Genomic DNA, 17,106 nt, shown 5'->3' on the forward strand with positions numbered 1-17,106 from the left:
GATTTACCGCTTGTTCAGCCCCCTCGCCAGGCGATCCCCTCCCTGCTGAATCACCGCGACCAGCACCACCAGCAACACAATCACAGTGAGCATCACTTGAGTGTCAAATCGCTGGTAGCCATACCGATAGGCAATGTCCCCCAGACCGCCCGCGCCGATGGCACCTGCCATGGCGGAGGAATTGATCATGGTCACCAGCGTGATGGTGAATCCACCCACGATGCCGGGTAATGCTTCAGGCAGCAGGACGTGCCAGATGATGTGATGGCGTTTGCAGCCCATGGCTTGTGCCGCTTCGATCAGGCCGTGGTCCACTTCACGCAAACTGACCTCTGCAATGCGCGCAAAAAACGGGGTTGCGGCGATGGTCAATGGCACGACTGCCGCCCACACGCCGTAAGTCGTACCGACAATCAGCCGGGTGAACGGAATCAGGGCCACCATCAGAATCAGGAACGGGATGGAACGAAACAGGTTCACGAACGCGCCCAGTGCCTTGTTCAGCGCGGGCGCCTGATAAATGCCGCCCTTGTCACTGGTCACCAAAATGACCGCCAGCGGAATCCCCAGCACCAGCGCGATCAACGACGACACGCCGACCATCAGGAAGGTGTCGATCATCCCCTGCCACAAACGATCAAATGCCATAACCGACCACCTCGACGTGTTGTGCCCAGTGTTGGGCGCGCTTGCGCAGTTCTTCCGCGCCCACTGACATGCTGCTGACACTGAGCAGCAGTTGCCCCAAGGCATGGCCCTGAATCTGTTCAACCCCGCCCTGGAGCAAGCGCACCTGGCCACCGAGTGCGGCAAACAGGGCGCCAAGGTCAGGCTCCTGCGCCTGCTGGCCAGTCAAGCGCAAGCGCAGGATCACACTCGATTGCGCCGACACCGGTTGCGCGCTGATGCGCGCCTGCACGCTTTCGGGCAACGCATCCTGCAACGGCGCAAGCAAGGTTTTACTGACCTCGTGCTGTGGGTTGCCAAACACCTGCCACACCGGGCCCTGCTCGACAATGCGCCCCTGTTCCAGGACCACCACGCGATGGCAGATGTCACGAATGACAGCCATTTCATGGGTAATGAGCACGATGGTCAGCCCCAATCGCTGGTTGATCTCACGCAACAAACCGAGGATCGAGTGCGTGGTTTCAGGGTCGAGTGCCGACGTGGCTTCGTCGCACAACAAAATGGCAGGGTTATGCACCAATGCACGGGCAATGCCCACGCGCTGCTTCTGCCCGCCTGACAGCTGCGCCGGGTAGGCCGTGTGCTTGCCTTGCAAGCCCACCAGTTCCAGCAACTCACGGACTTTTTGTTCGCGCTGCAATTTCGGCACGCCCGCCACCTTCAACGGCAACTCCACGTTTTGCCACACAGTTTTGGCGGACATCAGGTTGAAGTGCTGAAAAATCATGCCGATCTGCCGGCGCAGCGTCACCAGCGTGTTTTCATCAAACCCGCCAATGTCGACCTGATCAATCAGCACACGGCCGCGGGTGGGTTGTTCCAGACGATTGATGGTGCGAATCAACGACGATTTGCCCGCCCCGCTGCGGCCAATGATGCCGAAGATCTCCCCGCGTTGAATCGCCAGGTCGATGCCCGACAGCGCATCCACCGGGCCCTGGCGCCCGTCATAGGTTTTACCCACGCCGATAAAGCGCACATGGGCGCGGCTGAGTTCAGGGTGCAGTTCGGTCTGGGTCGCACCGGGCGACTGGGTGTCGAGCCGCGCACGAGCAATGGCCACGCTCATGTCAGCCTCCCCAGCCCGGCTGGTACAAGGTGCCGTAGGTTTTGTCCAGCGACGCTTTGACCACCGGCGAGTGCTGGTAGATGTCCACAAATTTGGCGATGCGCGGATCGTCCTTGTTCTGCGGCTTGATGACGAACTGAATCACGTATTCCGGGTGATCGAGGCCGTCAAACAGCAGGGCGGAACCGGCATCGAAGGTTTTGGCCAGACGGATGTAGGCCGGATAACCTTGCACCAGATCGGCATCATCGTACGCGCGGACCAATTGCACGGCTTCGACTTGCAGAATGTTGATGTTTTTCGGGTTGGCGGTGATGTCGTCTTCGGTGGCTTTGTAACCGACGCCCGGCTTGAGCGTAATCAGTCCCGCTTTAGCCAGTAATTGCAGGCCGCGACCGCTGTTGATCGGGTCATTGGCGATCGCCACCGTGGCCCCGGTCGGCAGCGCTTCCAGGCTTTTGTACGTTTTGGAGTACAAGCCGATGTTGTTGATGATCCCCGGTTTGAACGGCACCAGATCGCTGCCGGAAGCCGCGTTGGCATTCTCCAGAAACGGAATGTGCTGGAAATAGTTAACGTCGATATCGCCCGCCGCCAGTGTGGTGTTGGGCGCGATCCAGTCCGTGAACTCCACCAGTTCCACTTTCAGGCCCTGTTTTTCAGCTTCTGCGACGGCTGTTTCCAGCGGGATGGCAAAGGCGGCCGTCGTGCCAACCTTGAGGGGGTTGTCGGCTGCATGGGCGAATCCGCTGATCAGGCCGAAGGCTAACACCAGTGCGTTGACTGGGTGGGTGATGTGTTTTTTGTTCATGGGCATGTTCCAGTCAAAGGGGGACATTCAAGAGCGCCGCTTCAGGCGCTGTGGCGGTAACTCGCACCGGTATGCCGCTGGGGCAGGTGCGCATCGCCTTCGGTAAACAGTTTTTGACGCAGGGTGCCGGGGTCATAGGCCGTTTTGTACGAGCCCCGGCGTTGCAACTCGGGTATCACCAGCTCGATGAAGTCCTGGTAGCTTTCCGGGGTGACGATGCGGGTCAGGTTGAAACCGTCCAGCCCGGTTTCTGCAATCCACGCTTCCAGTTCATCGGCAACTTGCTCGGGCGACCCCACCACCGTCATGTACCGCCCGCCCAACGCGTGCTGTTCCAACAGTTTGCGGCGCGTCCAATCGTTGTTTTGCAGCACCTGGGTGGCGGACTGAATGGCGTTGCTCTTCACGTACTGGATCGGTTCGTCCAGTTCGTAGTCCGAGAAGTCGATGCCCGTGGAGCTGGAGAAATGCGCCACACCCGCTTCGGCGCTGGCATAGCTCAGGTATTCCTCGCGCTTGGCGTGGGCCTGTTGCTCGGTCGGCGCGACGATCACGTTGAGGCCCATGAACACTTTGATGTCATCCGGGTTGCGCCCGGCGGCCTCGGCGCTGGCGCGCACCTTGTCGACCTGCTGGCGGGTTGCCGACTTGGTCTGACCGCTGATGAACACGCATTCGGCATGGCGCCCGGCGAAGGCCAGTCCGCGGTCGGAACTGCCGGCCTGAAACAGCACGGGCGTGCGCTGGGGCGAGGGTTCGCACAGGTGATAACCCTCCACCTGATAGAACTCGCCCTGGTGCTTCACCTTGTGCACCTTCTCCGGCCGGGCATAGATGCGCTGCGCCGGGTCGTTAATCATCGCGCCGTCTTCCCAACTGCCCTCCCACAGTTTGTAGAGCACCTCCAAGTATTCATCGGCCTGGTCATAACGGCGGTCATGCTCGACTTGTGCCTTCAACCCCATGGCCTTGGCAGCGCTGTCGAGGTAGCCGGTCACGATGTTCCAGCCCACTCGGCCGCGACTGAGGTGATCCAACGTCGACATGCGACGTGCGAACAGATACGGCGCTTCGTAGGTCAGGTTCGCCGTGAGGCCAAAACCAAGGTGGCGGGTGACCGCTGCCATCGCCGACACCAACAACAAAGGGTCATTGACCGGCAATTGAATCGACTCTTTGAGCGGGACATCCACTGACTGCTGATACACGTCGTACACGCCGACAATGTCTGCGATAAACAGGCCGTCAAACAGCCCGCGCTCCAGTAACTGCGCCAGTTCAGTCCAGTACTCAAGGGTATTGAACGCCGTGGAGTTGTCGCGCGGATGTGTCCACAACCCGTGGTTGATGTGGCCAATGCAATTCATGTTGAAAGCATTGAGCAGGATCTTTTTCTTGGCCATCAGATCGTCCCCCGCAGTGGCGGGTTTTCATCATTGAGGTAGTAATTGCCCACGGCGTGGTACTTCCAGCGCACCGGGTCATGCAGGGTGTGTACCCGGGCATTGCGCCAGTGGCGGTCCAGCCCGTGCTCGGCCAGGGTTGCCTGGCTGCCCGCCAGTTCAAACAAGGTGCTGCCAGCGGCCAGGGAAATCTCGGTGCTCAAGGCGCGCGCTTCGGCCACGGCGATGGAGGCAGCGGCCACTGTCTCGGCAGTCGGGTTGGCCTGGGCACGATCAAGAAACTCCCCAGCCCGTTCCAGCAGGGCTTCGGTCGCACTCAGGCGCACGCTCAGGTGGCCAAAACTTTTGAGGGTCAACGGGTCTTCACTGGCGATGTCGGTGGTGGCGTCGATCCACGGACGGGTTTTGGTGCGCACAAAGTGCAACGCGTCTTCATAAGCCGCCCGGGCAATGCCAGTGTCGATGGCCGCATGAAGGATCTGCGCCAGCGGGCCCACGGTGGTCGGGCGCTCGAAAGCGCTTTGGAACGGGATCACGTCTTCAGCGGCCACGAATACGTTGTCGAACACCACCGAACCACTGCCCGTGGTGCGCTGGCCGAAGCCACTCCAGTCATCAATGACGGTCAGCCCATCGCTGTCACGCGGCACGAAAGCCAGATGCTGAATGCCATCATCGTCGACCACCGAGGTGGGAATGCGTTGCGCATACAGCGCGCCCGTGGCGTAAAACTTGCGGCCGGCAATACGGAAACCATGCTCAGCCTTTGCCAGATGAGTCGTACGCTCATGAGCGTTTTTGGTACCCAGCTCTGCCAGCGCATTACCGAAACGTTGACCCGCCAGGACTTCTTCATACAAACGCTGCTTTTGTTGCGGGCTGCCATTCACCCTCAGCACTTCGAGGGCATAGAAATGGTTTTGCGGAATTTGCCCCAGCGAGCTGTCCGCCGCCGCAATCACGGCAATGACGTTGGCCAGCGTGGTGTTTGAAACACCCGCGCCACCCAAGGCCTTGGGCACGGAAATGCCCCACAGACCGGTGCGGGAAAACAGTTCGAGTTCGTCGTGGGGCAAGCGCCGTTCGCGGTCGCGCAGGGCGCTGTCGCGCTTTAAAACGGCCGCCAGCTCACGCGCTACGCTCAGGGCCTCGGCGTCGCTGCGCAGCACCGGGACCTGTTGGGATGTCAGTGACATGGTTCTCTCCAGAGTCAGATCCAGGAATGCCGGGCGGGCAAGGTGCCGTTCAGGCGATACGCACCAATGGCGTGGTATTTCCAGCGCACCGGGTCATGCAAGGTGTGTACGCGGGCGTTACGCCAGTGCCGATCAAGGTTGAATTCGGCGAGGGTGGCGCGGCTGCCGGACAGCTCGAAGAGTTTTTCGCTGGCCAATAACGACAGTTCGGTGCTCAACACTTTGGCTTCGGCCACGGCAATCGAGGCGCGAGCGGCGGCCTGAGCGTCGACAGGGCTGGCACTCACCTCATCGAGCACACGTCCGGCCTTGCGCAGCAGCGCTTCTGCGGCATGCAACTCGATGCTGAGTTTGCCGATGTCTGCGATCACATACGGGTCATCACTGTTGCGCTCAACCTTGGCGTCAATCCACGGGCGAGAGCGTTCACGCACGAAGCGGACGGTGTCGGCAATGGCTTCGCGGGCGATGCCCAAATCAATGGCCGCCTGAATCAGCTGCGACACCGCGCCTTGAATATTCGGGCTTTCGTTGAGTCGCCAGTTGTCGACCACCAGGTCAGCGTCAACCCGCACATTGTTGAGCAGCACGGTGCCGCTGGCAGTCGTGCGCTGACCAAAACCTGACCAGTCGTCTACCACACGCAAACCCGGCGTTGCGCGCTGCACAAAGGCGATGACCTGTTTGCCTGCTTCATTCAGCGCTTTGACGGCAATCCAGTGGGCAAATAACGCGCCGGTTGAGTAAAACTTCTGACCGTTGATGACGAATGCATCGCCATCAGCAGTGATACGCGCTTTAAGGTCGAGGGTATTTTTACTGCCGCGCTCAGGGCCGGCATTTCCAATGCGCCACCCTTGCAGCACGCTGCCAAACAGTTGCTCTTTTTGAGCCTGAGTCGCCGTATTCAGAATCAGATTCAGGATGCCGACCTGATTTTGCGGGATCTGCCCCAGTGCCGGGTCGGCCGCCGAGATGATCGCAAAGACTTCAGCCAAGGTGACATAAGACACCTGAGGGCCGCCAAACTCGCGAGGGATTGAAAGACTGCCCAAGCCACTCTGGGTGAACGCCTCGATCAGGGACCACGGCAGCTTGCGTTGCTGATCTCGCTTGGCAGCGTGTTCGCGGGCCACAGCAGCCAGGGCGTGCGCAGCTTCAAGGGCTTCGTTATCCGTGCGCAGAATGCGCGCAGGTAACAACAAAGGCGCGACGTCCTGGTCGCTGTGCAAATGTGCATTAGCCAAATTAGACATCAGTACCGCTCCTTGGCTGCACCCAATGCCCTGGCGTTACGCACAAGGGTGATTGTGTTACTGACCATACCTACCTCGCATCTCATGGGAGCGCCATTCAACGGCGCGGATAATCACTTGAGAGTCCGGTGGTCCGGTCTATATACCCTAATCGAGTATAAAAATTTTAAGAACTAACTTTTAGGAATATAGATAGACGTTTCTCACAGCCTGTTTACATACTTCTCACAGCGATGGCTCGGGCTACTCACGCCAGTTGGGCCTAGGTTCAGCCGCGCGTAGCAGCTCGCGGGGCGCAGGGTTAACGTAACGTTTGTTGGCCCCGACCCTGATGCTGCGAGGAGGCGCCCAGCGCGAGTTGTTGCCGACGCGATCGATCACGCAATAGGTGATTTCCAGCTTCAGGTCTTCCCCGGCTTCCTGAATGATCTCGGGCGGGACGAATACATTCACGGGTTTACCGATATCGATCACACGCAATTTGGGCACATCCATGCGAATGTCGCCCCACATCAGCGTGATGGCATCTTCGACTGCCATGTTGGGATAAGGCTCAATGGTCAGCGGCACCCCACGCTTCATTTGGCTCGGGTTGACCCCATAGCGCTGGATCGGATCAGGAATGATCACGGGCGCCAATCCCTGGTTTTCTTCACCGATGGCCTTGCCGCCTGGGGAGTCCAGTTTTACCAGGACTTTGAGTTGAGCGGACAGTGCAGGGCTGCTGCCTACATGCATCACCCGATAATAAAGTCGGGCAGTACCATTTTGTATGAAACTTTCCGGCACCCTGAGCTGGCAGGGCTGCCCCACATCCAACTTTCCAACTTGTCGAGAAGTTACATAGCAACCATCCCAGAACAACTCGATCAGGTCGCCCTCCTCCATATTTGTATAGGGCATGATTGTTATGAACAGCTGCTCGGCGGCCAACGCACAAATAGTGTTTTTATTAGTTTGGTAAAGGGTAGGCGCCGCGAGTTTTTGCGTGTGCGAAGTGAATGGCATATAAAAACTCCATAATTATTTATTAAGAACATAACCGCGTACGCCAGCGCAAATGAAGCCTGGCCCCAGACCGGCAGCGGATGTCATGTACCCGGAATACGTGCGACTGCCATCCGCTCGATCACCCCTGCATTCGGTGCGGCCGATATAAAGTGCAAGCGATGGAAATCGTTTTATTAGATAAGAGGGTAAGAAGGCAGGTGTCAAGTTTGAAGTAAACGAATACAAATGTCTTCGAACTATTCGGAAAGTTCCTACTTTCAGGATGCTTCGATCAGCAACTTTTGCATCTTTGTAAGTTTAAAAGGCACACATATGTAATGTGCCTGTGTACAAGTTAAAGCGCTGCACACGTTATTTGATGTACCCAAGTGCAAGGCACATGAAGTGTACGCCCCATGAATTTTAGTTATCGCGCGAATTTATAGATGGTTCCTACACCGGCTTTAAGGGGTTACGCCTGGCCGCAGACCATCAGCCGTTCGCGCCCACACCCATAGCCATACGCCATTACTGAGATTTTCCCGGCGTTCCTCTAAGCTGGCCGCCCCGCTGTCCGCACTTTTGCCAATAATTTCACATGCCATCCGGATAATGCTTCCGGGAGAAGTCCGTCACTGAAACCTGTTTGTGTTATTTAGACGTAGCAAAAAATTCTGGAAGAGCACACCCATGCCCACCGATCCTCTGCTAACTCACCCTGCTCGCCGACCTTCGCGCTTTGGCCTGCGCTGGTATTACTGGCTTTTACTACTGGCTGTCTTGCTTTACGGCCTGATGATAGCCATGCACTGGGATGATCGGGGCGCGTTATGGGTGTTGGAACGGTTCGAGAGCAAGAAGGAGCAGAGCGAAAGCGTCTGGCTCCCTGATTACACGGCCGTCATTGATGCCAAAGCCCTGCCCGGCATGGAGAAAGATGAGGCCTCTGACCTGGCCTATTCGCCACTGACTAAGACGTTGTTTTCGGTCATGGGCAAAAACCCGTTTCTGGTCGAGTTAACCCTCGAAGGCGACGTATTGCGCAAAATCCCCCTGGACGGGTGGAGCAACCCTGAAGGGCTGACCGTCATGGAAAACGGGCTGTTGGCGATCGTGGATGAACGTAATCACATCCTGAGCGTTGTGAAAATCGACGCCAACACCCAACGCTTGAACAGGGCTGACTTCCCTCAATACGAGCTTGGGGTTTCGAAGGACCAGAATAAGGCCTTTGAAGCCATCGCCTGGGACCCGCGCCGCCAGCAATTGTTGCTGGGAGAGGAACGCCCCCCGGCGATGTTCATCTGGAAGAGTGATGGCAGTCAGGTGCTCACCGGGGAGAAGCAAAAAGTGCCCAGTGATGAACTGGACTTGCGCAACCTGTCGGCCTTGAGCGTCGATCCACGCACCGGCCATACGTTGGTGTTGTCGGCTGACTCGCACATGTTGCTTGAACTGGATGAGTTGGGGGAGCAAGTCAGTTTCATGACGCTACTCGGAGGCTTCAACGGCTTGAAAGAGACAATTCCTCGTGCTGAAGGCGTCGCCATTGATGAGCAGGGCACCCTGTACATGGTCAGCGAACCCAATCTGTTTTACCGCTTCGAGAAAACCAAGAAATAACCTATAGACACGTAGGATTATTCTTGAAGGCGGCGGCGTGCTACGTAGATTAAGGTTTAATTCATACAGCCGTGGTATCTACACGGCCTGATCTGATTTGAGTTCGAAATCCATGCGCCGCACCCGTCGCTCTACTGTTTTTTTTATCAGCCTCCTGCTTGTGGTCTTTGTGGCCGCAGGCTTTGCTGCACAGCACGTTCGCCTGTTTGAGCGGGCCTGGTTGAACGCCCGCCAATTGTGGGAGCCGGTTGATCCGCAGAGCATCAATTTGGGCGAATACCAGGCTGTGCTGCAGGGTCAGAAAATTGAAGGCCTTGAAGACGATGTATCCGCACTCACCTACGACCCTCTGCGTAAAAGCCTGTTTACCGTCACCAACAAGCAAGCCGAGTTGGTGGAGCTGTCCCTGGACGGGAGGATTTTGCGCCGCATCCCGCTGATCGGTTTCGGTGATGCCGAGGCAGTTGAATTCATTGGGCCTGATACTTATGTCATCACCGACGAGCGTCAGCAGCGCCTGATCAAGGTCCATGTGGATGACAGCACCCAAGTGCTGGACGCAGCGCACGCCGAACAATTGACCTTGGGCATCAATCTGTCGGGCAATAAGGGGTTTGAAGGCTTGGCGTACGACTCGGTGGGCAAGCGCCTGTTTGTCGCCAAAGAGCGTGATCCCATGCTGATCTACGAAGTGCGCGGCTTTCCTCAGTCCAATCCCCAACAGCCGTATGCGACCCATGTGGTGAACAACCCGCGCCGCGACTCCCGGCTTTTTGTACGCGACTTGTCGAGCCTGCAATACGATGAGCGCAGCGGCCATTTGCTGGCGCTTTCGGACGAGTCGAAGCTGTTGATCGAACTGGATGTAGAAGGACGCCCAATCAGCACGTTGTCCCTGAAAAAAGGGCGACATGGCTTGAAGAAATCAGTCCCGCAGGCTGAAGGCGTCGCGATGGACGATGAAGGCACGGTGTACGTAGTCAGCGAACCGAATCTGTTCTACGTGTTTAAAAAGCCAGCGGCAGATCAGTGATCCGCTGAAACAGGTGCGGTGCGCTTGGGCAGAAACGGCGGCAAATAGAGCGCCAGATAGGCTTCGAACACCCGCATGCCCTCTTCGGCCATGCGCGGCGTAATGCTGCCGTGGAGCTGAATCGAACGCGCGTAGACGCGATCCCCCAGTTCCATCGCCAACGTGAAGACGTCTACGTCATCAGGCATGACGGGCAGTTCGAAATGCCGGGAAAACAGGGCGTGTAGCAATTGGCCCAGTTCGAGGTCGTGTTGACGGTCGGCCTGAGTGACTTCGGTGAGGCCATGTTGCGCCAGAATCAGCTGCCGCGCGGCCGCATCCTCGTTGTAAATCCTCAGCATGCGTTGTTCCACCACACGGGCCAGATCGCGCCAGCCGTGCACCTGCGCATGCTCGACGGGCACTTGCAGGCAGGCACGGAAGGCGGCATGAACATCACTGGTGAGGGCTTCGAGCAGCCCCGGCACGCCGGAAAAAAAATGGTAGACCGACGACGGCGGAATTTGCGCCCGCTCTGCCACGCTATAAATGGACAGACTGGCGACCCCTTCGCTGGCAAGCAATGTACGGGCGGCAGCGAGGATGGCCTCAATCCGGCCCTGACTACGGGCGCGGGCTTTGCGAGGTGCTGCGCGTAAAGGGGCGGGGCGCGTCATGGGGCTCTCCTGCGGGTCAGCAGGCATTGTACGAGCCGAGTGGGCGGTTAGCCACTGACCCTCACGGTGTGCTTGATCACAGGCTGGACGGGCCGTGGATCAATGGGAAACATCAATTGGAAGGCCACAATTTGTTCCTCCGACACTTCGACGGGCGTTTTCAAGATATGCCAGCGGACCTTTTCAGTGCAGGGCGGTACAGGCAAGCCTGCTCGGTAGGTGTAGTAATGACGCTGAGCAGGCATAAAACGCTCCACATTCAACTGCCCTAACACATAGGCATCGCCCTTGTGTCGAGGCATGACCCCTAACAACTGAGCGAGACTGCTGTTTTCTTTTCCTTTTTTAAACTGAATGGCAATCACCGCCAGCGTGCCTTTTTTGTCGCGATGAACCAGATGCGCAGACAGGGGATAAATCTGACCCTGGATTTGCTCACCGCTGGGGGTATGGAAATGCAACTGCTCAAATTCGTAGACTTTATTGCCTAACCTCAGCTCACCTTTGAGGTCTGTACGAACTTCGAGCGTATGGCCGTTATGCCTGACAGTGGCCGGACCTCTGAAATAGCGGACCTGCAAGGGGGGCAAATCGGCAAGCACTGCATGCTCAATATTGATGGGCGACTGCTGTTCCCCGGCGCTACACAACGCGTATTTTGGGTCCAGCGTGGCCAGGTGCTCTGCACGGGAAGGTGGGTTATAGCGCCAAGGCGCTTCCTCATCAGCCAAGGCAGAGTGATAGACCATCAACGCCATTAACAAAAGGGTCGCCGCCAGGCGGTGATGTTTGATCGCTGACCGCTTCAAGACAAGATGCATAAAAAGGCAGTCCGGTGAAGGTAATGGAGCGCCCTATGTGAGGCTCAACAAGTCGATCATCTTGGGAGCTTCGAATGTATTTTTATGTAGGATTTATCCTGTGGGCTGGCAGAAAAAGCCTGATTAATTGAACGAAAAAACCAAAAAACGCCGCGGGCTCAGGAGCCGGCGGCGTTTTTTGTGCGCGATCCGTTTACACGGTGTGCAAGTACCAGTTGTATTCGAGGTCGGAGATGGAGTGTTCAAATTCTTCCAGCTCACTCTCTTTACAGGCGACAAAGATATCGATGTATTTGGGATCGATGTACTTGGCCATCACTTCGCTGTCGTCCAGCTCGCGCAGTGCATCACGCAAGTTGTTAGGCAGACTTTGCTCGTTCTGCTCGTAGCTGTTGCCTTCAACCGGAGCACCCGGTTCGATCTTGTTGGTCAGGCCGTGGTGAACACCGGCCAGAACAGACGCCATCAACAGGTACGGGTTGGCATCGGCGCCGGCTACCCGGTGCTCGATACGCACAGCGTCGGACGAACCCGTCGGAACGCGGATCGCGACCGTGCGGTTGTCCAGGCCCCAGCACGGTGAATTCGGCACGTAGAACTGTGCGCCAAAGCGACGGTAGGAGTTGACGTTAGGGCAAAGGAACGCCATTTGGGCGGGCAGGGTCTCCAGCACACCGCCGATTGCATGGCGCAATGCGGCGTTCTGCTCGGGATCCTCGCTGGCAAAAATGTTCTTGCCGTCTTTGTCCAGAATCGAAATGTGTACATGCAACCCGTTACCCGCCTGGCCCGGATAAGGCTTGGCCATGAATGTGGTGTCCATCTCATGGTCGTAGGCGATGTTTTTAATCAGACGCTTGAGCAATACCGCATAGTCGCAAGCCTTGATCGGGTCGGCGACGTGGTGCAGGTTCACCTCGAACTGAGCCGGGGCGCTTTCTTTAACGATGGCGTCAGCCGGGATGCCTTGCTCTTTCGCACCTTCCAGAATGTCCTGGAGGCAGTCGACGTATTCGTCGAGGTCGTCGATCAGGTAGACCTGAGTCGAATGCGGGCGTTTGCCAGAAATTGGCGAGCGAGGAGGTTGCGGACGACCGTTCACGTTCTCCTGGTCAATCAGGTAGAACTCCAGCTCGAACGCGGCGCAGATGGTCAGGCCAAGATCGTCGAATTTGGTCACGACTTGACGCAGTACTTCGCGGGGATCGGCGAAGAAAGGTTCACCTTCAAGTTCGTGCATGGTCATGAGCAGTTGCGCAGTCGGGCGCTTTTGCCATGGTTCATTGCACAGGGTGTCAGGGATTGGATAACAGATTCGGTCTGCGTCACCGATGTCCAGACCCAGACCGGTGCTTTCCACCGTTGAGCCATTGATATCCAGAGCAAATAAAGAGGCTGGCAGGTTGATGCCTTTCTCGTAAACCTTGTGGAGACTGGTACGTTCAATGCGCTTGCCGCGCACTACACCATTCATATCCGCAATTAGAAGGTCAACGTACAGAACCTCAGGATGTTCCTTAAGGAACGCGTTCGCTTCATTCAGCTGAACGGCACGCGGGGGTACCGACATGATGCAACACCTTTGTTGTTAAAAATATCAATCATTGAGCGCTACGGGTTTCAGTCAACCCGAACGGCATACCGAAGTCAAGCAGCCTGTTTTTCGCCCTAAAAAAGCGCTGAAAGGCCATTTTTGACGCTTTTTAGGGCGCCATTCACTTAAAAAAAACCGTGCCGCCCGCAGGCTTGAGCGGGCCGTGTTGTATTTTTTACGGGGGTGTTGTGTAAAAAAATGAACAAGGCTAAGCTCGATTCAAACCCATAACAGCAATAATACCGGGGTGTTACATGTCACGCCTGCCGTTAATCGGCGTCACCGCCTGCACCAAGCAGATCGGTTTGCATCCTTATCACATCACCGGTGACAAGTACGTGCGAGCAGTTGCGGTGGCAGCCAAAGGCTTGCCTCTGATCGTTCCGTCGTTGGCGGAGCTTATTGATCCGATCGATATTCTTGACGGTCTGGATGGCCTGCTCTTTACCGGGTCACCCTCCAATATCGAACCTCATTTGTATCACGGCCCGTCCAGCGCGCCTGGCACGCTGCATGACCCTGACCGTGATCGCACCACCCTCCCCCTGATCCGTGCCGCGCTCGCCGCTGGCGTTCCCGTGCTTGGCATTTGCCGCGGGTTTCAGGAGTTGAATGTAGCCCTCGGCGGCTCGCTTCACCAGAAACTCCACGAAGTCGAGGGCTTCATCGAGCACCGCGAAGACCCGAGCGCCCCGGTTGACGTGCAGTACGCACCCAGCCACGCCATGCACGTTCACCCCGGCGGCGTGCTAGCCGGTCTGGGCGTGCCGGCCGAATTCGCGGTCAATTCCATCCACACCCAGGGTATTGATCGCTTGGCCCCCTGCTTGCGGGTTGAAGCCACTGCGCCGGACGGTCTGGTGGAGGCGGTTTCGGTCGAAGGCGGCAAGGCTTTTGCTTTAGCTGTTCAGTGGCACCCCGAATGGCAGGTAAGCTCTAACCCGATTTACCTCGCCATCTTCCAGGCATTTGGAGATGCCTGCAGACGGCGCGCAACACAACGCGACGCCGATGCGTCAGTAAACGCCTGACTTATTCAAGTCAGGAAACTCAGCCCAGAGGCATTTATGAGTAACAACCTCGACCAGCTCACCGATTGGTTGAAAGACCACAAGATCACAGAAGTCGAATGCATGATCGCCGACCTTACCGGGATTACTCGCGGCAAGATCTCGCCGACCAACAAGTTCATTGCCGAAAAAGGCATGCGCCTGCCCGAGAGCGTATTGCTGCAGACCGTAACGGGCGACTACGTCGAAGACGACATCTATTACGAACTCCTCGATCCGGCCGACATTGATATGGTCTGCCGCCCCGACGAGAACGCCGTATTTCTCGTGCCATGGGCGATTGAACCCACGGCCCAGGTGATTCACGACACCTACGACAAGCAAGGCAACCCGATTGAGTTGTCGCCGCGCAACGTGCTGAAAAAGGTGCTTAAACTCTATGCCGACCACGGCTGGCAGCCCATCGTGGCGCCGGAAATGGAGTTTTACCTGACCAAGCGCAGCGACGACCCGGATTATCCATTGCAGCCGCCAGTCGGTCGCTCGGGTCGCCCGGAAACCGGCCGTCAGTCCTTCTCTATAGAAGCCGCCAACGAATTCGATCCCCTGTTCGAAGATGTTTACGACTGGTGCGAACTGCAAGAGCTGGATCTGGACACCCTGATCCACGAAGACGGCACCGCGCAGATGGAAATCAACTTCCGTCATGGCGACGCGCTGTCGCTGGCCGACCAGATTCTGGTGTTCAAGCGCACCATGCGTGAAGCCGCGCTCAAGCACGACGTTGCCGCCACCTTCATGGCCAAGCCCATGACCGGCGAGCCCGGCAGTGCCATGCACTTGCACCAGAGCATCATCGACATCGAAACCGGCAAGAACGTCTTCTCTAATGAAGACGGCACCATGAGCACGCTGTTCCTCAATCACATCGGTGGTTTGCAGAAGTTCATTCCAGAGCTGCTGCCGCTGTTTGCACCGAACGTGAACTCCTTCCGCCGTTTCTTGCCTGACACCTCGGCACCGGTGAACGTGGAGTGGGGTGAAGAGAACCGGACCGTGGGTCTGCGGGTGCCGGATGCCGGTCCGCAAAACCGTCGGGTCGAGAACCGTCTGCCGGGCGCCGACGCCAACCCGTATCTGGCGATTGCCGCCAGCCTGCTGTGTGGCTACATCGGCATGGTCGAAGGCGTTAATCCGAGCGCGCCGGTTGTCGGCCGCGGTTATGAGCGTCGCAACCTGCGCCTGCCGTTGACCATCGAAGATGCGCTTGAGCGCATGGAAAACAGCAAGACCATCGAGAAGTACCTGGGCACCAAGTTCATCACCGGCTACGTCGCGGTCAAACGTGCCGAGCATGAAAACTTCAAGCGCGTCATCAGTTCGTGGGAGCGGGAATTCCTGCTGTTCGCCGTCTGACACGCCGGGGCCGCGCTTGGGAAGCGCGGCTCCCCACTGAGTAAAGGAGAGCCGTATGACTAACAAGAACCCGCAAACCCGCGAATGGCAGAACCTCAGTAACGATCACCACCTCGCGCCATTCAGCGACTTTAAGCAGTTGAAAGAAGTTGGCCCGCGCATCATCACTCACGCCAAGGGCGTGTACCTGTGGGACAGCGAAGGTCACAAGATTCTCGACGGCATGGCCGGCCTGTGGTGTGTGGCCATCGGTTACGGGCGTGACGAACTGGCCGACGCGGCCAGCAAGCAAATGCGCGAATTGCCCTACTACAACCTGTTTTTCATGACCGCCCACCCGCCCGTGCTGGAGCTGTCGAAGGTCATTGCCGAGATCGCGCCTGAAGGCATGAACCACGTGTTCTTCACCGGCTCGGGCTCCGAAGGCAACGACACCATGTTGCGCATGGTCCGCCACTACTGGGCGATCAAGGGCAAACCGAACAAGAAAGTCATCATCAGCCGCAAAAACGGTTACCACGGTTCGACCGTGGCCGGCGCCAGCCTGGGCGGCATGACCTACATGCACGAACAGGGCGACTTGCCGATCCCGGGCATCACCCACATCCCGCAGCCTTACTGGTTCGGCGAAGGCGGTGACATGTCCCCGGAAGAATTCGGCATCTGGGCGGCCAATCAACTGGAAGAAAAAATCCTCGAAATCGGCGTCGAGAACGTCGGTGCCTTTATCGCTGAGCCCATTCAGGGTGCAGGCGGCGTGATCGTGCCGCCTGAAACCTACTGGCCGCGCATCAAAGAAATCCTCGCCAAATACGACATCCTGTTCGTGGCCGATGAAGTGATTTGTGGTTTTGGCCGCACCGGTGAGTGGTTCGGTAGCGATTTTTACGGCCTCAAGCCCGACATGATGACCATCGCCAAAGGCCTGACCTCCGGCTATATCCCCATGGGCGGCCTGATCGTGCGCGATGAAGTCGTGAACGTGCTCAACGAAGGCGGTGACTTCAACCACGGCTTTACCTATTCCGGTCACCCGGTGGCCGCTGCCGTTGCGCTGGAAAACATCCGCATCCTGCGCGATGAGAAAATTATCGAAAAGGTACAGGCCGAAACGGCACCGTATTTGCAAAAGCGTTTACGCGAACTGAACGATCACCCGCTGGTGGGCGAAGTCCGAGGTGTCGGGATGTTGGGCGCCATCGAACTGGTGCAGGACAAAGCCACGCGCAAACGTTATGAAGGCAAAGGGGTGGGCATGATCTGCCGCCAGTTCTGCTTTGATAACGGCCTGATCATGCGCGCCGTGGGCGACACCATGATTATTTCGCCACCGTTGGTGATCACCCGGGACGAGATTGATGAGCTGGTAACCAAGGCTCGTAAGTGCCTGGATCTGACCTTGGAAGTCCTGCAAGGTTAACTGCTAGGCTTCGAGCGCAAGACAACTGCCGTTTTAAAGTAGGTAATTGCGCTCGAAGCCTTAAGAATCAAGGCTCTTCCCTTGAAAGCCTGCCCCGGATCTTGCCAGACTAGCCGCC

15 protein-coding genes are annotated in these 17,106 nt (G+C 57.4%); 5 read left to right on the forward strand and 10 right to left on the reverse strand.

All coding sequences use genetic code 11. The annotated features are described in order from the left end of the window. Positions 1-3 precede the first annotated feature (3 nt). The 7 genes from TU74_RS03070 to TU74_RS03100 all read right to left on the reverse strand — a co-directional run bounded on the left by TU74_RS03070 (position 4) and on the right by TU74_RS03100 (position 7,433). On the reverse strand, positions 4-648 hold the full coding sequence (locus tag TU74_RS03070) for a methionine ABC transporter permease (RefSeq protein WP_047296189.1): 645 nt from the start codon (positions 646-648) through the stop codon (positions 4-6). After that, positions 638-1,759, reverse strand: coding sequence for a methionine ABC transporter ATP-binding protein (locus TU74_RS03075; RefSeq protein WP_048375059.1), 1,122 nt, complete (start codon positions 1,757-1,759; stop codon positions 638-640). The genes TU74_RS03070 and TU74_RS03075 overlap by 11 nt, the downstream gene beginning before the upstream one ends. Position 1,760: 1 nt before the next feature. Then, complete coding sequence (locus TU74_RS03080) at positions 1,761-2,570, reverse strand: MetQ/NlpA family ABC transporter substrate-binding protein (protein ID WP_048375061.1); 810 nt, start codon at positions 2,568-2,570, stop codon at positions 1,761-1,763. A 41-nt stretch (positions 2,571-2,611) separates the two neighbouring features. Continuing rightward, positions 2,612-3,973: an LLM class flavin-dependent oxidoreductase gene (locus TU74_RS03085; protein WP_048375063.1), complete on the reverse strand. Its 1,362-nt coding sequence runs from the start codon at positions 3,971-3,973 to the stop codon at positions 2,612-2,614. Continuing rightward, a complete protein-coding gene (locus TU74_RS03090; RefSeq protein ID WP_048375065.1) occupies positions 3,973-5,169 on the reverse strand; it encodes an SfnB family sulfur acquisition oxidoreductase in 1,197 nt (398 codons plus the stop codon). Before TU74_RS03090 ends, TU74_RS03085 begins: the two co-directional genes overlap by 1 nt. A gap of 14 nt (positions 5,170-5,183) precedes the next feature. Next, positions 5,184-6,425: an SfnB family sulfur acquisition oxidoreductase gene (locus tag TU74_RS03095; protein WP_047279509.1), complete on the reverse strand. Its 1,242-nt coding sequence runs from the start codon at positions 6,423-6,425 to the stop codon at positions 5,184-5,186. A gap of 243 nt (positions 6,426-6,668) precedes the next feature. Continuing rightward, entirely contained in the window at positions 6,669-7,433 is a 765-nt protein-coding gene (locus tag TU74_RS03100; RefSeq protein WP_048375067.1) for a hypothetical protein, read from the reverse strand. A 672-nt stretch (positions 7,434-8,105) separates the two neighbouring features. On the opposite strand from TU74_RS03100, the gene TU74_RS03105 reads away from it, so the two are divergent. Both TU74_RS03105 and TU74_RS03110 read left to right on the forward strand, forming a co-directional pair. After that, complete coding sequence (locus tag TU74_RS03105) at positions 8,106-9,038, forward strand: SdiA-regulated domain-containing protein (RefSeq protein ID WP_048375068.1); 933 nt, start codon at positions 8,106-8,108, stop codon at positions 9,036-9,038. A gap of 112 nt (positions 9,039-9,150) precedes the next feature. Beyond that, positions 9,151-10,071 carry an SdiA-regulated domain-containing protein gene (locus TU74_RS03110; RefSeq protein WP_048375070.1) on the forward strand — a complete coding sequence of 307 codons (921 nt, stop codon included), beginning with the start codon at positions 9,151-9,153 and terminating at the stop codon, positions 10,069-10,071. Here the strand turns inward: TU74_RS03110 and TU74_RS03115 are convergent. From TU74_RS03115 to TU74_RS03125, 3 genes are all read right to left on the reverse strand, one after another. Then, the gene (locus TU74_RS03115) at positions 10,065-10,727 is read right to left on the reverse strand and encodes a TetR/AcrR family transcriptional regulator (RefSeq protein ID WP_048375072.1); all 663 of its coding nucleotides are present in this window, start codon (positions 10,725-10,727) and stop codon (positions 10,065-10,067) included. The genes TU74_RS03110 and TU74_RS03115 overlap by 7 nt on opposite strands. Before the next feature lie 47 nt (positions 10,728-10,774). Continuing rightward, on the reverse strand, positions 10,775-11,485 hold the full coding sequence (locus tag TU74_RS03120; RefSeq protein ID WP_157315133.1) for a carbonic anhydrase: 711 nt from the start codon (positions 11,483-11,485) through the stop codon (positions 10,775-10,777). A 256-nt stretch (positions 11,486-11,741) separates the two neighbouring features. After that, complete coding sequence (locus TU74_RS03125) at positions 11,742-13,118, reverse strand: glutamine synthetase family protein (protein WP_020295897.1); 1,377 nt, start codon at positions 13,116-13,118, stop codon at positions 11,742-11,744. Positions 13,119-13,396: 278 nt separating this feature from the next. On the opposite strand from TU74_RS03125, the gene TU74_RS03130 reads away from it, so the two are divergent. From TU74_RS03130 to TU74_RS03140, 3 genes are read left to right on the forward strand one after another with little or no spacing between them, the layout of a single operon-like run. Further along, positions 13,397-14,173, forward strand: coding sequence for a gamma-glutamyl-gamma-aminobutyrate hydrolase family protein (locus TU74_RS03130; RefSeq protein WP_047279513.1), 777 nt, complete (start codon positions 13,397-13,399; stop codon positions 14,171-14,173). A gap of 36 nt (positions 14,174-14,209) precedes the next feature. Then, complete coding sequence (locus TU74_RS03135) at positions 14,210-15,568, forward strand: glutamine synthetase family protein (RefSeq protein WP_047296205.1); 1,359 nt, start codon at positions 14,210-14,212, stop codon at positions 15,566-15,568. Positions 15,569-15,623: 55 nt separating this feature from the next. Further along, positions 15,624-16,988 carry an aspartate aminotransferase family protein gene (locus TU74_RS03140; RefSeq protein WP_048375075.1) on the forward strand — a complete coding sequence of 455 codons (1,365 nt, stop codon included), beginning with the start codon at positions 15,624-15,626 and terminating at the stop codon, positions 16,986-16,988. Positions 16,989-17,106: the final 118 nt, after the last annotated feature.

The organism is Pseudomonas lundensis (assembly GCF_001042985.1).
Classification (GTDB): Bacteria; Pseudomonadota; Gammaproteobacteria; order Pseudomonadales; family Pseudomonadaceae; genus Aquipseudomonas; species Aquipseudomonas lundensis.

Coding starts and splice junctions, on each gene's coding strand:
- TU74_RS03070 (WP_047296189.1), bottom strand. CDS start 648: ATGGCATTTGATCGTTTGTGGCAGGGGATGATCGACACCTTCCTGATG.
- TU74_RS03075 (WP_048375059.1), bottom strand. CDS start 1,759: ATGAGCGTGGCCATTGCTCGTGCGCGGCTCGACACCCAGTCGCCCGGT.
- TU74_RS03080 (WP_048375061.1), bottom strand. CDS start 2,570: ATGAACAAAAAACACATCACCCACCCAGTCAACGCACTGGTGTTAGCC.
- TU74_RS03085 (WP_048375063.1), bottom strand. CDS start 3,973: ATGGCCAAGAAAAAGATCCTGCTCAATGCTTTCAACATGAATTGCATT.
- TU74_RS03090 (WP_048375065.1), bottom strand. CDS start 5,169: ATGTCACTGACATCCCAACAGGTCCCGGTGCTGCGCAGCGACGCCGAG.
- TU74_RS03095 (WP_047279509.1), bottom strand. CDS start 6,425: ATGTCTAATTTGGCTAATGCACATTTGCACAGCGACCAGGACGTCGCG.
- TU74_RS03100 (WP_048375067.1), bottom strand. CDS start 7,433: ATGCCATTCACTTCGCACACGCAAAAACTCGCGGCGCCTACCCTTTAC.
- TU74_RS03105 (WP_048375068.1), top strand. CDS start 8,106: ATGCCCACCGATCCTCTGCTAACTCACCCTGCTCGCCGACCTTCGCGC.
- TU74_RS03110 (WP_048375070.1), top strand. CDS start 9,151: ATGCGCCGCACCCGTCGCTCTACTGTTTTTTTTATCAGCCTCCTGCTT.
- TU74_RS03115 (WP_048375072.1), bottom strand. CDS start 10,727: ATGACGCGCCCCGCCCCTTTACGCGCAGCACCTCGCAAAGCCCGCGCC.
- TU74_RS03120 (WP_157315133.1), bottom strand. CDS start 11,485: ATGGCGTTGATGGTCTATCACTCTGCCTTGGCTGATGAGGAAGCGCCT.
- TU74_RS03125 (WP_020295897.1), bottom strand. CDS start 13,118: ATGTCGGTACCCCCGCGTGCCGTTCAGCTGAATGAAGCGAACGCGTTC.
- TU74_RS03130 (WP_047279513.1), top strand. CDS start 13,397: ATGTCACGCCTGCCGTTAATCGGCGTCACCGCCTGCACCAAGCAGATC.
- TU74_RS03135 (WP_047296205.1), top strand. CDS start 14,210: ATGAGTAACAACCTCGACCAGCTCACCGATTGGTTGAAAGACCACAAG.
- TU74_RS03140 (WP_048375075.1), top strand. CDS start 15,624: ATGACTAACAAGAACCCGCAAACCCGCGAATGGCAGAACCTCAGTAAC.